Raw genomic sequence first — 13,525 nt, 5'->3', positions numbered from 1 at the left:
GTGACTGACATGACCGAGACCGCTCACCCACGCACCGCACTCCCGCCCGGACAGCGGGAGATCGACTTCTTCCCACGCTTCGGGCGACGTGTCGCCCAGCCCCCACCGGCCGTGTCCGCACGCCCGACGGTGGTCTTCGACGGAGCGCTCACCGCGCCGATCGAGATCGCCGTGGACGAGCTCGTCGGCGCTGATCGTCGCGAGCTCCATGCCGACTTCCACTGCGTGGCCGGCTGGTCGGTGACCGGCCTCCGCTGGGAGGGCGCCGCCTTCGCCGACGTCTATCGGCGGTACGTCGCACCGGCCCTCGTGCCCGGCACGACCGTCACTCACGCGATGGTCCGCGGCCTCGACGGCGAACACTTTCTCGCCGAGCTCGGCGATCTCCTGGCGGACGACGTCCTGCTCGCCGACCGGCTCGACGGCCGGCCGCTCGACGGCGCCCACGGCGCGCCGCTGCGACTGGTCAGCCCGGCGCAGTACGGGTACGCCAACATCAAGCATGTGTGCCGCATCGACGTGCTCGCCGGAGCGCCGTCGCCGGGGTCACCGCCGCTGCTCGACCGGCTGCTGCTGTCCCACCCGCGAGCACGAGTCTGGGAGGAGGAGCGCCACGGCACGCTGCCCGGCCGGCTCGTACGCCCGGTCTACCGAGCGATCAAGGTCTTCCTGCTCGCCGCGGCCGCTCGGCGAGGCAAGGTCGCGGGTGAGCCAGGTCACCATTCAAAAGTAAATAATGGCTAGGGGACCTATCAACTCACACGTAGGCTGTCAACCCGTGACAGACACTTCTGCCAAGCCTGAGAAGGCGCCCGACGATCACCTCGACAAGAGCGTGCTCATCGTCGCAGGCGTCGTAGTGCTCGGATCGATCATGTCGATCCTCGACATCACCGTTGTCTCCGTCGCACTGGAGACCTTCCAGCGCGAGTTCGACGCCACCTCTGCCGAGGTCGCCTGGACGATGACCGGCTACACCCTCGCCCTCGCGACGGTGATCCCGCTGACCGGTTGGGCCGCCGACCGGTTCGGCACCAAACGCCTCTACATGACCGCGATCGTGCTGTTCGCGCTCGGTTCGGCGCTGTGCGCGCTGGCCACCTCGCTGCCGATGCTGGTCGCCTTCCGCGTGATCCAGGGCCTCGGCGGCGGCATGCTGATGCCGCTCGGCATGACGATCCTGACCCGCGCCGCCGGCCCGGAGCGGGTCGGCCGTGTGATGGCGATCCTCGGCGTACCCATGCTCCTCGGCCCCATCCTCGGCCCCATCATCGGTGGCGCCCTGATCGACTCGGCCTCGTGGCACTGGATCTTCCTGATCAACATCCCGATCGGCGTCATCGCCATCGTCTACGCCTGGCGGGCGCTGCCCAAGGACCACGTCGAGCCGTCGCAGTCCTTCGACTTCCTCGGCATGGTGCTGCTGTCCCCGGGTCTGGCGCTGTTCCTCTACGGCGTCTCCTCGATCCCCGAGGCCGGCACGGTCCTGGACACCAAGGTGCTCTCCTTCATGGTCGCGGGCCTGGTGCTGATCGCCGCGTTCATCCCGTGGGCTTTGTCGTCCCGCAACGATCACCCGCTGATCGACGTACGCCTCTTCGGCAACAAGGAGCTCACCGTCGCGGTGATCACCCTGTCGATCTTCGCGATGGCGTTCTTCGGTGCCTCGCTGCTCTTCCCGCTCTACTACCAGCAGGTACGCGGCGAGGACGCCCTCCACGCCGGCCTGCTGCTGGCTCCGCAGGGCCTGGGCGCGATGGTCACGATGCCGATCGCCGGCATGCTCGCGGACCGCACCGGCCCGGGCAAGATCGTGCTCAGCGGTCTCACCACGATCGCGGTGGGCATGTTCATGTTCTCGCGGCTCGACGAGGCCACGCCCTACTGGTACCTGCTCCTGTCGCTGTTCATCATGGGCCTCGGTATGGGCGCGACGATGATGCCGACCTTCGCCGCCGCCCAGGCGACGCTGCGCGAGCACACCATCGCCCGAGGTACGACCCTGGTGAACATCGTCCAGCAGGTCGCCGCCTCCGCCGGCACCGCGCTCTTCTCGGTGCTGCTCACCAACGCGCTGGCCGGCAAGGAGTCGATCTCCGCGGCCGGTGACCTCGCCGACGAGCTCGGCGTCTCCTCGGACGGCCTGGAGAAGTTCCTGGCCGACCCGGCCAACCAGCAGAAGGTCGGGGAGGCTGCCGCGTCGCTGGGTCTCGACCCGGCCAAGCTGCCGGAGCTCTTCCAGGCCATTCCGGCCGAGATGGCCGAGGCCTTCTCGGCCACCTTCGTGATCGCCGCGATCCTGGTGCTCGTCACGCTCATCCCCGCGTGGTTCCTGCCCAAGAGCAAGGCCGAGCACGGAGCCGCCGCTCCGACGGTCCTCCACTGACCCGCTCACGTGCGCGTACGCAGGGCCGGGCTGCCACTGGCAGCCCGGCCCTCGTCGCGCTCGTCTGCCTGATCGCCCTCGCTGGCTGCGGATCCCCCGCATCCTCGGACGCCGATGACGCGTACGCTCTCCCGCCGACCGAGGGCACATTCGACTACCAACTCGGCGGAACCGCTGATCAGCTACCAGACGGCACTCCCATCGACGTGGTCGCACGCGACGCCACCACCGAGCCCCTCGATGGCGCCTACAACGTCTGCTACGTCAACGGCTTCCAAACCCAGCCAGGCGCCGACTGGTCCGATCGCCCGTCCGCACTTTTGCGCGACGCCTCCGGCGATCCCGTACGCGACCCCGACTGGCCCGACGAGATCGTCCTCGACCCCTCCACCGCATCTGCACGTGCGGCGATCCTCGAGGTCATCGGCCCGATCATCCAGGGATGCGCCGACGACGGCTTCGACGCCGTCGAGATCGACAACCTCGACACCTGGACCCGCTTCGACTCGATCTCCCGGGAAGGCGCCTTCGCCCTGGCCGCGGCCTACGTCTCCGCTGCTCACGACGCGAATCTCGCGATCGCCCAGAAGAACGCCGCCGAAGCCGCCCGCCCCGCCCACGACGACCTGGGCTTCGACTTCGCCGTCGTCGAAGAATGCGGCGCCTACACCGAGTGCGCCGCCTACACCGATGTCTACGGCTCGCACGTGCTCCAGATCGAATACCCCGACTCCCTCGCCGAAGCCGACCTCTCCTTCGCCGATGTCTGCGCCGACCCCACCCGCTCCCCGCTCACCATCCTCCGCGACCGCGACCTCGTAGGACAGAACGAGCCGGCGTACGTCTACGACGCCTGCTGAAGGGCCGCATCCTCTGGGTCGGCATGTGCTTCCGCGTTGCACCCCTTTCTCCGCCGGCGCGCGAAGCCATTGGACATTGACGTACCCAAACCGCAGAACTTGGGCTTAAATGTTGAAGTGCTGCAGCGGGGCTCATCCCTCGCAACATTCTCGGGCTGAAGGAGTTGCCATGGATCTTCGGGTGGATCCCGCAGACGTCCGCCGTGCATCGAAACGGTACACAGAGGTAGTAGACGGCCTGAACAAGCCGAAGGCGTGCCCTCAACCCGCCTCCGGTCAGATCGGGCACATCGAGATCACGGACTGGCTTTCCGATCTGCGTGACGATCTGAAGGACGCCCGTCAGGGGCTAGCGACCGAAACAGAGAAGCTCGCAGGCTCTCTCGGTGACGCGGCGGCCGCTATCCAGGGGGCCGACCAGGACGCCGGCGACCATGCATCCGACATCGAGCGAGGCATCAGGTGCTCCGATGGCGGGCAACGAGTGCCACTCCCTGCGATCTGGGGCGGAAGACGCCCCAGCGAGTCCAATGACCTTCTCGGTCACTTCGACGGCAACTCTCCGGCCCCGAAAGCCGATCCGATGCCAGCCGAATGGAACGATGGCGGGAGTGTCTCTGGAGTCCGCCCAGTCCGGACCGATGGAAGTGGATCGTGAGTTTGCCTTCCGGGGCTTCGCTAGGCTCGACCAAAGATCCGACGGAGTTGATCAGAGGATCCGTCACCGCGGTCGGAGAGCAGGTCATGGCCCTCGAAGAAGAGGCGCGCAGTGCAGCCAAGCTCGCAGCCGAGTTCGAACACGTAGAGATCCCCGATTGGACGGGCATCACCCAAATGGCCTACTCGCTTACGCGGGTCGGACTAGTCCGGAAGTGGGACCTCTATGTCGAACGCTTGAAGCGTTCAGCACTAGCCCTAGAGTCCTACGCAACCTCATTAAGGTCGGCGCAGAACTCTGCCGCAGACGCGGTCGCCAAGTGGGATGAGGCCGAGGCAGCAACCAGGTCTGCCGAAGCCAACCACCAGGATGATATCGACGCTTACAATCGACAGGTCACCGCCCACAATTCTGCAATTCACTCGGGCCAGGTAGTCCCACCGATCGCGCTGACCCAGCCTGGACCATTCAAGGATCCCGGCCAACCCCTGCGTGAAGAGGCGCAGCAGATCCTCGATGACGCGCGAAGCACTTTTGATTCAGCCGGATTAGCGGCTATATCACAAGCAGCCTTCGACGAGCAGGAGAGTTCCCTAGGCACATCCCTTCCGGATGCGATATCAAAACTAAAAGATGGCGACCCCAAAGCCCTTATAGCTGTCATAGACAAGTTGCGTTCCGCTTTTAGGGAAGCCGGAATACCAGGAGACGTCTTCGGCGCCGAAGGCACCCTCGAAGGATTCAAGGTTGACGGCGAAAATATTCAGTTCATTGGCGCCAACGGCGAAGCCTATGTCTACAAGCTCGAAGAAAAGTGGACCGAAGACGTAGGCGAACTAAAGATCAGCGGGGATGGAACATACACACTGTATAGCGCAGACGGCGAGATCGCCGCCAAGCTTACCAAAGAAGGGTTGACCCTCGAAGCCAACGCCCACATCAATCTGATCAACGGAAAACGCGAGTTCAGCGCGGAGCATGGATATCTGAAAGGCGACCTTTCCGCCTATGGCAGCGGCGGCGCCGAGACAGAGAACTCGCTAACGCTCAACAATAAGGGTGCCCATGTCGGAAGCGAAGCCTTTGCGGGCGGCAAGATCGGCGGTGGCGGTAAAGTCGGGGCCGGCGGATTGGGGGCGGGAGCCGACGTCGAGGGTTGGGCCGGCGCTGGATACGCAGCCGACCTGGATGTCGGCTGGGAAGACGGTCGCGTGAACATCAAAGCAGCCGCAGGACTCGCCGTGGGCCTTGGCGCAAAGGTGACCCCGGAGGTAGTCCTAGACTTTCCCGAAATGTACGACACCGGAAAAGATATGATCGCGCACCCGGATCAGATAGCTGACAATTTCTCAATGACCCCGGACGAGTGGATCACAACCGCCAGAGACACAGACGGCGCCAGGAAGGTCATCGACCATATGACGTTTGACCCGGGCGAAGCGAGGAAGACAGGGGAATCGGTAGCGAAGTTGATTGGGGGACTTCTATGACGGCGGCACTCCCTATTCCGGTCGAGATCGAAATGCCCAACAGAGAATGGCGCCAAGTCGATCCTGAATCGCTCGACGCAGAGGATGCAGCGTTTGCAGCCGTAAGGTTCGGCTTCCACACGGAGAACTACGTTCCCATTCTTAGCGTCAGGGGATCGGTCCGGACCGATCCCGCGAGCCTTGAGGAAATCGCTGACGAGACGCGCGTGTCTCTGCTTGATCAAGGGGCGGCCGTATATGTGGTGAAGCGAGCTCGAACTGGGTCGTCGCGTGCCCCTGCTCTCGTCCAACTCCTCGAAGTGGAAGCGAACATCGAGGGGACGCGATTCGACCTCTACCAAGCACAGGTAATTGAAGCCGTGGTAGATGGAGACGACCCTCGAAAGCGCATCGTGCTCATCTTCACGGTGACGTGCAAGTACAGCCAGTGGGCAACTGTGGGATCCGAATTTCGCGACTTCATCGAGCGAGTGGTCATCGTTCCCGGAGCAGAAGATATGCTCGCCGCCCGCTGACAACGCTTCTAGTTTTCGTCGACCTGAATTTCGTACTTGGCATCGGTGCCCTCGACCGACGTCACCGTGACGGTGAGTCCAAGAGTGTCCCCGCCCGCAGTAAGGGTGCACCGGATCTCGCTACCAACCTCTGCCTTCAGATCGCCAGGGCAGTCGACCTTGTCAGGACGCTGCCCAGCCATCTTCTCCAGCTGATCAGTCACGTTCTTCTCGAGGTCGTCCTCAGCGATACTTCCACAGGCAGCAAGCCCAAAGAGCGCTGCGATCGCGATCGTAGAGGATGCCACTTTCCGTCCGAGCATGGGTGGTCCTTGAGTGTTGACGACGTTCGATGTCTGCACTCTAATGCAAACGGCGTCAACTTCCGGCGACACTGAGGTGTGACGACACCTGCAACCGCGATTCACGGCTTCCGCGAGGCTCGCTGTACCGCCTTCGCACTGTAGCCCCGCAACTCGGCATGCCTGGGACGCGTCCATCCTCCACTGTCGGGCACGACGAAGCGCAGAGGAGGCGCTGGTGGCGCACATGAAGGTTCCGAGGTAGGAATGAGACATGCCGACGCCGCTTCCCGAGATGCTCCCACAGATCGTGAACCTCAACCTGCCAACGGAGCCCTTCAGCTACTACGCCCAAGGGACGCAGATCATTGGCTGGTGGGACATCGTCAAAGCCACGACCCTCTACGCGACTGAGATCGAACACATCGACAAGTCATACCGACTGACTGTGACTCTGGATGAGCGCAGCGGCACGTATGACTACCAAGACTTCAGCACCGAGGTGGAAGCTCGCGTCGGCTTCACCGAGGATGGCTTCGCGATCGGTGGCGAGAAGTCTTGGTCTTCCGGCAAGTCGATCAGGAAGGAGGCAGGCTTCTCGTTCGGTGGCTTCGGATCGAGTTCCACCGGCGGGAAAGACCCCGAGGTCGGCTTCCAGCCCGTTGTGTACACATTTGAGACGAGTCGCATCAAGGATCCGCTCTTCGCATGGCTCCAGTCGCACGGATGGAAACACAAGGGCCTGCTGGGCAAGCTCTTCGCACGCTGAACGTACCGAGTCCGCTCCGATCGAGAACTGTCCAGACGGCCAACGCCGTTCAGCGATGTTGGCGGTCCAGCATCCGGGAGCAGTCCTCATCGAACTGAACGAGTCAGCTTCGCTTACCGTCGTTGTCGTCGGGCGCGTTCGGGACCCACCCGCGGGACGCGTTGGGGTCCAGGACGTCGCTTGCGGTCTCGGTCCAGTCGTCGGTGTAGTCGGCTTCCCACTCTTGGTTCTGGCTGCCGTTCTGGTCCCGCTTCTTGGCACCGCGGCCACCCGCTCCACCGGCTCCGCCTCGGCCACCGGCGCCGCCCCGGCCGGCGCCACGTCCTCCGGCACCGGTGCCACGCGCGCCTGCTCCCGTACCACGCGCGCCTGCTCCCGTACCGCGCGCGCCTGCACCACGGCCGCCAGCGCCTGCACCACCTCCCGCCCGTGCGCCGGCAGTGCCCGCCCTGGCGCCTGCGGATCGGGCAGCGGCTGATCTCGATGCAGCGCCGGCGGTTGCTGCTTTGGCAGATGCACCAGCGGAGAGCTTGCTGGCGATCGCCTTGGCCACACCGGCACCGAGCAGGGCTCCCCCGCCGGCGATCGCGAGGGCAGACATCCCGCCAGCACCGCCTGCCAGCGGCGCGAGGCCGTCAGCGGTCTCGACCATCGCGTACGAGGTCGCGGGAGCGGGGGTGCCGTCGGCGTTGATCCACTCAGTGCCGTTCCACTCGGGCTTGTTCTCAGCCTTGTGCGCCTCGATGTTCGCCTTCTCCTGAGCGATCAGCTCGTGGCCCCAGCCGTCAGGGTAGAGGGTGCCAGAGTTGTACTTCGCCATCCGCGCCTTCGCGGCCTGGATCTGGCTGTAGGACCCCGGCTGCGATCCCGATGTCCCCGCCGGGAGCGGCTCAGAGTTGGTGCCATCGTCATACAGAGCACGGATCTTCGGCTCGTCCTCGCGCACCGCATCGTCAACGTAGCCGACCTGTGCAGCTGCCTCAGTTTCCGCATGCGCGATCGCCGCCTCAGCGGCCGCATGTTCAGCCTGCTTGTTCTTCAGCGCCGCCGCGTTCGCCTCACCATCCACGCCCGTCCCACTGGTCGGGTAGTCCGCTGGGTCCGGCGCCGGACCATGCGACTTCGGCAGACCGGCCGCCAACGTGGCGTACTGCGACCGAGCCGTTGACAGCGTGCCTCGGTAATGCCGCAACGCGGCAACCGCTTCCTTCAGCACGTCGCTCTTGTCTGCCGTCTTCTCACCCGCCTGCTGCATACCTTGTCGTGCAGCCTGACCAGACTCCGAAGACGAGGAGAACCCATCTTCGACCTTCTTGCCGTTTTCATGGAGAGTGCGTCCCGCGGCACGGAACGTGCGCTCTCCGTCGTTCCAACGGTCAGTCAGTGCGTCGAGGACAGCCTCGTCGGCACCTTCGACATACGCCTTAAGCCGAGCCATCCAAGGGCCTTGTACGCCAGCCATGTCGTGTCCCCTCCCGAGAACGATTCGAGGGGCACAGACGACCCCGACCACTGAAATTACACCGTGCGATCCCTGGACCTGCCAAGCGATTCCGGAGAACTGCTCTAGGGTCATGGCCCATGAAGACGTCTCGGGCGATCACCATCGCCGCATTGGCCACCTCGCTCAGTATTGTCCTTGCCGGGTGCGGGAGCGACGAAAGCCCGACCACCGATCCCACGAGAAGCACGTCGGCCAACTCCACGTCCGAGGCGTCCCCCGGCCAGAGCCCTAGCGACCCGACTGTGCCTGCTGACTGGCAGGTCGCATCGGTCGACGTCGCTCAGCTCCAAGTTCCTCCAGACTGGACTCTCAGCTCCAACCGCAAGCAGTCCCAGACGATGCGTGCGCCAAAGAACTCTGTCGGGCTCTCCCCGGGCTCAGGTGGGCTCATGGCTGATGCCTACGGCGCCGACGGAGAACTCGACGAAGCCGTTGGGGGACTTGCGAAGCTCGTTCACAGCCAACTGAAGGAAGACTCCAGCCTCACCAAGATCGAGCGACTTCCTGATGAGACCATCAACGGGACGTCCTTCTACCACTTCCGCGCCGAGACCGAGTTCACCTGGCAAGACCACTACGGAACCGTCGCGTCAACGACTCGCGATCAGGTCACGGTCACCTGGGAGTTCAACAAGTCTGATATCGACCGGAAGGGCGCCGAGACGCTGATCACACCGATCATGGCGACGTACAAGACCCTCTAAGTCCCATCCGAGGAGGGCGTCAGATCGGCATGGACTTCCCGAACGCGGTGCCCTTCCTGTTGAACATCACCAGCGGGTTGCTCAACGCCTGTAGCGCCTCTGCCATGGTCTGCGCCACCGCGGCCTGGCCTTCGTCGGTCTCCATGATGTCGGTCTGGGCGTCATGAGTTGCGGTGGCGTACTTATCCAAACCCCGCACCGTGTCCTGCTTCGCCTCGATCAGATTCGCATGCGCCCGCGCGACCGTCTGCGCCAACGACTGACCCAACGCCGACCCGCCGAACGCTGCGGCAGCAGGAGCGTCCCCCAGATTAAGACTCTTCACGAGGTCACGCTCCGCGACTAGGTTCTTGTGGGCATCGTTCAGCTTGTCGAGGTCGGCCCTGATCTCGTCGGTGTCACCCATGCTGATCCTCCCGCTGAATCCGTGCGTACCCCCGCCGGGTGCGCGACATCAGTACATCACTCCGCACACCGTTTGTCAGCGCGCGATTAGCTTGCCGCTGAAGTCGTTGGGGCTCCATCCGTGCGGCTGCAACTATCCGAAGAGAGGATCTTTGGTTCGGCTCGCCTCGAAAGAGACGATGACTGACTGGATGTCCGTCGCCGCGACATCCTCTTGTCAAGCCGAGCGAAGCGGCAGCAAGGGTCAAGATCGTTCGTGCTCAAGTTCCGTCCCGCGCAGGCAGCGTCGACGTCAACTCACGGGCCGCCCTCCGAGGGCGACGGGGAGGGATGCGTAGCCGCGGAGGATGCGGGTGGGGCGGCGTACGGCTTCGCCTTCGACATGCAGATCGGGGTAGCGCTCGAACAGGAGGCGGAGGCCTACGCGGGCTTCGAGGCGGGCGAGGCTGGCACCTAGGCAGAAGTGGGCGCCGGCGGAGAAGGAGAGGTGCTGGTCGGCGTTGGGGCGGGTGATGTCGTACGTGTCGGGGTCCTCGAACGCCGACGGGTCGCGGTTGGCGCCACCGAGGACGACGGCGACGGCGGTGCCCTTGGCGACGTCCACGCCCGCCACGTTGGTTGCGGCGTAGGCCTCGCGGACGGTGGCCATGACCGGCGGGTCCCAGCGCAAGGTCTCCTCGATGACGCCGTCGACGAGCGACGGATCGGCGAGAAACAGCGCGCGCTGGGACGGGTGAGCGTCCAGAGCGGCCACCGCGTTGCCGAGCAGGTTGACGGTCGTCTCGAAGCCCGCCGCCAGGAGCAGGAGGCCGAGGGCGTGGAGCTCGATGTCGTCGAGATCGCCCGCGATGACCAGGGCGCTGAGGAGGTCGTCACCCGGGTCGGCGCGAAGGTGGCGTACGTGGTCCTCGAACCAGTGGTGGAGCGACCGCATCGCGGTCTCGACCTGCGAGTAGTCCCGCCACGACAGTCCCGGATCGAGGATCGCGGCAGCCTGGTCACCCCAGCGGAGGATGTCCGGCCGGTCCGCTTCAGGCACGCCCAACAGCTCGGCGATGACGGCGATCGGGAGCTTCGCGGCGTATCTCTCGATGATGTCGACCCGCCCCTCGCGCGGGTCGATCTCGTCGAGCAGGTCGCCGGCGACCGCGGTGACCATCTCGGCCATCGAGCTGATCCGGCGGGCGGTGAACGCCTTGGAGACGTGCTTGCGGTAGCGGGTGTGCAGCGGCGGGTCGACGGCGAGCATCGACGGCGGGTCGACCGGGCCCAGGGCGTCAGGAGCGCTCACCTTCCCGAGCAGCCATCGCAGCGGCACGGGCAGCTCGCCCTGGCCGTCACCGACGCCGAAGTCGCTGCTGCGAAGGATCTCATCGGCAGCGGCGTACGAGACCGTGCCGGCCATGAACGGGTTGGTGTGAACCGGGCCGCGCGCTCGCAGACGGCGGTAGTCCGGTACGTCCCGCGACCACATCAGCTCGGCGAGCGGGTCGCCGCGTCTCGACGCGAGGCTCAGCACCGCACGGTTGATGCCCTGGGAGAGTGCCCAGCGGGCGTACGACCTCGACCGCTCGATCGGCGACAGCTCACGCCGAGGCATCGGCCAGCTCCTCCCGGAACTCGTGCGTGCCGATCCGGCCCATCAACGGGGCCAGCTCGGCCAGCAGGTCGGCGAAGGTCGCCTCGTACTCCTCCTGGGACAGCGTCGGGTCGAGCTGCGCCTGGAACCGGATCCGCCAGCGGTGCCGGAGGGCCTGGGCCAGCCGTTCCGGGGTGCCGAAGGCCTCGGCATAGGCCGGCGACCACGGCAGCCGGTGTGCGAAGCCGGATCGCAGCTCGGCCTCCGCCTCGTTCAGCAGCCGGTAGCGCTCATGGGTCTGGTTCCACGTCATGGTCCTCACCGTCTCCGTCGTCGTCGCGATGGTTCGACGCTACGGATCCGCCTCACGCCTGCGCATCGGCCGCTGGCAGGCACCTGCGTTCCTACCGTGGTAGCAGGCCGACCGCCTGCCGTGGGCGGATGCGGCCCGGGTCACGCGTTCCTAGACTTGGTCGTATGAGTGTCCTGGGCCTGGCTCGCGATGTGCGCGACTTCCTGGACCGTCGCGTACGTAGCAAGGACCTCGACGTCCCCTGGTGGGCGCCACTGCTGTCGGCTGCCGCACTCATCGGCGTGGTCGTCGTGGCGGTGCTTCAGCGCGAGCTCGACCCCCCGATGGTGCTGGCGGGGCTGGTCATCGTCATCCCGTCGCTGAGCATGTTCTTCATCCCGTCCTCCAGCGAATGGCTCACGCACCACATGTGGGTCATCGATGTGGCGCCCACGCTCGTGGGCGCGGGCTGGCTGATGTCCCAACCCGCGACGGCGTTCTGGCCCCAGCACGACTTCGCGCCGGCTGTGCTGGTGCCGATCACGCTCGAGATGGTCATCCGCGAGGGTCTCCGCACCGGCACTCTCTACGGGATCGCCTCGGGGGTGGTGATGTGGGTCTTCGCCGCGGACACCCGCAGCGGCGTGGGGGTCCACCTGCTGCTGCTCTTCGTCGGCTGGGTCTGCGGCCTGATGATGCTCGCCCAGATGCGGGCGCTGCGCGCCGAACGGCTCGCGCGGGCGCAGGAGCACGCGCGGGCCACGGAGGCCGAGCGCACCCGGATCGCGCGCGAGATCCACGATCTCGTCGGACACTCGCTGTCGATAACCCTGCTGCACCTGACCGCGGCTCGGCGGGCCGTCGCCGAGGGGGACGACCCGGACGAGGCGGTGTCCGCTCTCGTCGATGCGGAAGCTGTCGGGCGCCGGGCGATGGCGGAGATCCGGCGTACGATCGGCGGGCTGTCGGCCTCCGGCGCGGGGACGACACCGCTCCCCGGTGCACCAGACGTGATTCGGCTCGTCGAGGACGGCCGCAGCGCCGGGCAGTCGATCACGTTCTCGACCACCGGCAACCTCTCCGAGGTCGATGCGGGGGTGGGGCTGGGCGTCTACCGGATCCTTCAGGAGTCCCTCGCCAACGCCATCCGTCATGCTCCCGGCGCGCCGGTCTCGGTCTCCTTGGCCGTGGACGAAGGCGTACGTCTCTCGGTCGAGAACCCGCTCGTCGACCCGCGGCGCGGGGTCGGCGAGGGGTCCGGGCTGGCCGGTATGGCGGCCCGCGCCGAGCAGCTCCGCGGCCGGTTGTCGGCGGGAGCCGAGGAGTCGATGTGGAAGGTTGACCTGGTGATCCCACCGCACTGTCTCGTACGCAAGGCTCTCGCATGACGTCGATCAACCCCGCCGCCGGCAGCACAGCCTCGCCGATCCGGGTGATCGTGGTCGACGACCAGGAGCTCGTACGCAGCGGCCTGCGCCGCATCCTGCGACGGCGCGACGGGCTGGAGATCGTCGCCGAGTGCGGTGACGGCTCGGAGGTGGTCGCGGCTCTCGAGGCCCACCCGGCCGATGTCGTGGTCATGGATCTTCGGATGCGGGAGATCGACGGGATCACCGCCACCGGCCTGGTGCGGGCGCTGCCCTCGGCGCCGCCGGTGCTGGTATTGACCACGTTCGACGAGGACGAGCTCGTCTCCGGCGCCCTCCGTGCCGGGGCCGCCGGTTTCATCCTCAAGGACTCGCCCGCCGAGGAGCTGGTCATGGCCGTACGCTCCGTCGCCCTCGGCGACGCCTGGCTCGACCCCGCCATCACCGGCCGCGTCCTGGCCACCTACCGCTCCGCCGTCGCGCCGTCGGCGTCGAGCACCGTCGAGGTCTCCGAGCTGACCGACCGCGAGCTCGAGGTCCTCCGCGGCGTCGCCTCCGGCTGGACCAACTCCGAGATCGCCGAGCGCCTCGTCATCTCCGAGCTCACCGTCAAGTCCCACATCGGCCGCATCTTCGCCAAGCTCGACCTCCGCGACCGTGCCGCCGCCATCGTCTTCGCGTACGACCACGGCATCGTCCGGCCGGCGATCTGACC

The 13,525-nt window shown here is 66.0% G+C and carries 15 protein-coding genes; 10 read left to right on the top strand and 5 right to left on the bottom strand.

Features of this window, described 5'->3' with window-relative positions; all coding sequences use genetic code 11:
* Window positions 1-9 precede the first annotated feature (9 nt).
* The 6 genes from ACZ6WN_RS01345 (at window position 10) to ACZ6WN_RS01320 (ending at window position 5,909) form a co-directional block, all read left to right on the top strand.
* Complete coding sequence (locus tag ACZ6WN_RS01345) at window positions 10-744, top strand: molybdopterin-dependent oxidoreductase (RefSeq protein ID WP_465862203.1); 735 nt, start codon at window positions 10-12, stop codon at window positions 742-744.
* A 34-nt stretch (window positions 745-778) separates the two neighbouring features.
* Window positions 779-2,386: a DHA2 family efflux MFS transporter permease subunit gene (locus ACZ6WN_RS01340; RefSeq protein ID WP_465862202.1), complete on the top strand. Its 1,608-nt coding sequence runs from the start codon at window positions 779-781 to the stop codon at window positions 2,384-2,386.
* Between the two features lie 68 nt (window positions 2,387-2,454).
* Window positions 2,455-3,246: an endo alpha-1,4 polygalactosaminidase gene (locus tag ACZ6WN_RS01335; protein WP_465863506.1), complete on the top strand. Its 792-nt coding sequence runs from the start codon at window positions 2,455-2,457 to the stop codon at window positions 3,244-3,246.
* Between the two features lie 109 nt (window positions 3,247-3,355).
* Window positions 3,356-3,904 carry a type VII secretion target gene (locus tag ACZ6WN_RS01330; RefSeq protein WP_465862201.1) on the top strand — a complete coding sequence of 183 codons (549 nt, stop codon included), beginning with the start codon at window positions 3,356-3,358 and terminating at the stop codon, window positions 3,902-3,904.
* Window positions 3,841-5,394, top strand: coding sequence for a putative T7SS-secreted protein (locus ACZ6WN_RS01325; RefSeq protein WP_465862200.1), 1,554 nt, complete (start codon window positions 3,841-3,843; stop codon window positions 5,392-5,394). The genes ACZ6WN_RS01330 and ACZ6WN_RS01325 overlap by 64 nt, the downstream gene beginning before the upstream one ends.
* Complete coding sequence (locus ACZ6WN_RS01320; protein WP_465862199.1) at window positions 5,391-5,909, top strand: hypothetical protein; 519 nt, start codon at window positions 5,391-5,393, stop codon at window positions 5,907-5,909. The genes ACZ6WN_RS01325 and ACZ6WN_RS01320 overlap by 4 nt, the downstream gene beginning before the upstream one ends.
* A gap of 8 nt (window positions 5,910-5,917) precedes the next feature.
* On the opposite strand, the gene ACZ6WN_RS01315 is transcribed toward ACZ6WN_RS01320, so the two are convergent.
* Window positions 5,918-6,211, bottom strand: coding sequence for a DUF4333 domain-containing protein (locus tag ACZ6WN_RS01315; protein ID WP_465862198.1), 294 nt, complete (start codon window positions 6,209-6,211; stop codon window positions 5,918-5,920).
* A gap of 253 nt (window positions 6,212-6,464) precedes the next feature.
* Here ACZ6WN_RS01315 and ACZ6WN_RS01310 point away from each other — a divergent pair, with 253 nt between their 5' ends.
* Window positions 6,465-6,959, top strand: coding sequence for a hypothetical protein (locus tag ACZ6WN_RS01310; RefSeq protein WP_465862196.1), 495 nt, complete (start codon window positions 6,465-6,467; stop codon window positions 6,957-6,959).
* A 103-nt stretch (window positions 6,960-7,062) separates the two neighbouring features.
* Here ACZ6WN_RS01310 and ACZ6WN_RS01305 read toward each other — a convergent pair whose 3' ends face one another.
* Complete coding sequence (locus tag ACZ6WN_RS01305) at window positions 7,063-8,397, bottom strand: hypothetical protein (RefSeq protein ID WP_465862195.1); 1,335 nt, start codon at window positions 8,395-8,397, stop codon at window positions 7,063-7,065.
* Window positions 8,398-8,852: 455 nt separating this feature from the next.
* Here ACZ6WN_RS01305 and ACZ6WN_RS01300 point away from each other — a divergent pair, with 455 nt between their 5' ends.
* Complete coding sequence (locus ACZ6WN_RS01300) at window positions 8,853-9,167, top strand: hypothetical protein (RefSeq protein WP_465862194.1); 315 nt, start codon at window positions 8,853-8,855, stop codon at window positions 9,165-9,167.
* A gap of 19 nt (window positions 9,168-9,186) precedes the next feature.
* On the opposite strand, the gene ACZ6WN_RS01295 is transcribed toward ACZ6WN_RS01300, so the two are convergent.
* From ACZ6WN_RS01295 to ACZ6WN_RS01285, 3 genes are all read right to left on the bottom strand, one after another.
* Window positions 9,187-9,573, bottom strand: coding sequence for a hypothetical protein (locus ACZ6WN_RS01295; protein WP_465862193.1), 387 nt, complete (start codon window positions 9,571-9,573; stop codon window positions 9,187-9,189).
* 291 nt (window positions 9,574-9,864) lie between these two features.
* Entirely contained in the window at window positions 9,865-11,172 is a 1,308-nt protein-coding gene (locus tag ACZ6WN_RS01290) for a cytochrome P450 (protein WP_465862192.1), read from the bottom strand.
* On the bottom strand, window positions 11,159-11,464 hold the full coding sequence (locus ACZ6WN_RS01285; protein ID WP_465862190.1) for a hypothetical protein: 306 nt from the start codon (window positions 11,462-11,464) through the stop codon (window positions 11,159-11,161). Before ACZ6WN_RS01285 ends, ACZ6WN_RS01290 begins: the two co-directional genes overlap by 14 nt.
* Window positions 11,465-11,628: 164 nt before the next feature.
* Here ACZ6WN_RS01285 and ACZ6WN_RS01280 point away from each other — a divergent pair, with 164 nt between their 5' ends.
* Both ACZ6WN_RS01280 and ACZ6WN_RS01275 read left to right on the top strand, forming a co-directional pair.
* On the top strand, window positions 11,629-12,831 hold the full coding sequence (locus ACZ6WN_RS01280; protein ID WP_465862188.1) for a sensor histidine kinase: 1,203 nt from the start codon (window positions 11,629-11,631) through the stop codon (window positions 12,829-12,831).
* Window positions 12,828-13,523 carry a response regulator transcription factor gene (locus ACZ6WN_RS01275; RefSeq protein ID WP_465862187.1) on the top strand — a complete coding sequence of 232 codons (696 nt, stop codon included), beginning with the start codon at window positions 12,828-12,830 and terminating at the stop codon, window positions 13,521-13,523. The genes ACZ6WN_RS01280 and ACZ6WN_RS01275 overlap by 4 nt, the downstream gene beginning before the upstream one ends.
* Window positions 13,524-13,525 lie beyond the last annotated feature (2 nt).

It is taken from the genome of Nocardioides sp. NPDC054178 (genome assembly GCF_055585005.1).
The sequence above is the reverse complement of the archived record's forward strand: the minus strand, read 5'-3'. Positions and strand labels throughout refer to the sequence as shown.

What these genes read in the sequence shown, in the direction of transcription:
- ACZ6WN_RS01345 (WP_465862203.1), top strand. Translation starts at nt 10, where the DNA reads ATGACCGAGACCGCTCACCCACGCACCGCACTCCCGCCCGGACAGCGG.
- ACZ6WN_RS01330 (WP_465862201.1), top strand. Translation starts at nt 3,356, where the DNA reads ATGTTGAAGTGCTGCAGCGGGGCTCATCCCTCGCAACATTCTCGGGCT.
- ACZ6WN_RS01325 (WP_465862200.1), top strand. Translation starts at nt 3,841, where the DNA reads ATGGAACGATGGCGGGAGTGTCTCTGGAGTCCGCCCAGTCCGGACCGA.
- ACZ6WN_RS01320 (WP_465862199.1), top strand. Translation starts at nt 5,391, where the DNA reads ATGACGGCGGCACTCCCTATTCCGGTCGAGATCGAAATGCCCAACAGA.
- ACZ6WN_RS01315 (WP_465862198.1), bottom strand. Translation starts at nt 6,211, where the DNA reads ATGCTCGGACGGAAAGTGGCATCCTCTACGATCGCGATCGCAGCGCTC.
- ACZ6WN_RS01310 (WP_465862196.1), top strand. Translation starts at nt 6,465, where the DNA reads ATGCCGACGCCGCTTCCCGAGATGCTCCCACAGATCGTGAACCTCAAC.
- ACZ6WN_RS01305 (WP_465862195.1), bottom strand. Translation starts at nt 8,397, where the DNA reads ATGGCTCGGCTTAAGGCGTATGTCGAAGGTGCCGACGAGGCTGTCCTC.
- ACZ6WN_RS01300 (WP_465862194.1), top strand. Translation starts at nt 8,853, where the DNA reads ATGGCTGATGCCTACGGCGCCGACGGAGAACTCGACGAAGCCGTTGGG.
- ACZ6WN_RS01295 (WP_465862193.1), bottom strand. Translation starts at nt 9,573, where the DNA reads ATGGGTGACACCGACGAGATCAGGGCCGACCTCGACAAGCTGAACGAT.
- ACZ6WN_RS01290 (WP_465862192.1), bottom strand. Translation starts at nt 11,172, where the DNA reads ATGCCTCGGCGTGAGCTGTCGCCGATCGAGCGGTCGAGGTCGTACGCC.
- ACZ6WN_RS01285 (WP_465862190.1), bottom strand. Translation starts at nt 11,464, where the DNA reads ATGACGTGGAACCAGACCCATGAGCGCTACCGGCTGCTGAACGAGGCG.
- ACZ6WN_RS01280 (WP_465862188.1), top strand. Translation starts at nt 11,629, where the DNA reads ATGAGTGTCCTGGGCCTGGCTCGCGATGTGCGCGACTTCCTGGACCGT.
- ACZ6WN_RS01275 (WP_465862187.1), top strand. Translation starts at nt 12,828, where the DNA reads ATGACGTCGATCAACCCCGCCGCCGGCAGCACAGCCTCGCCGATCCGG.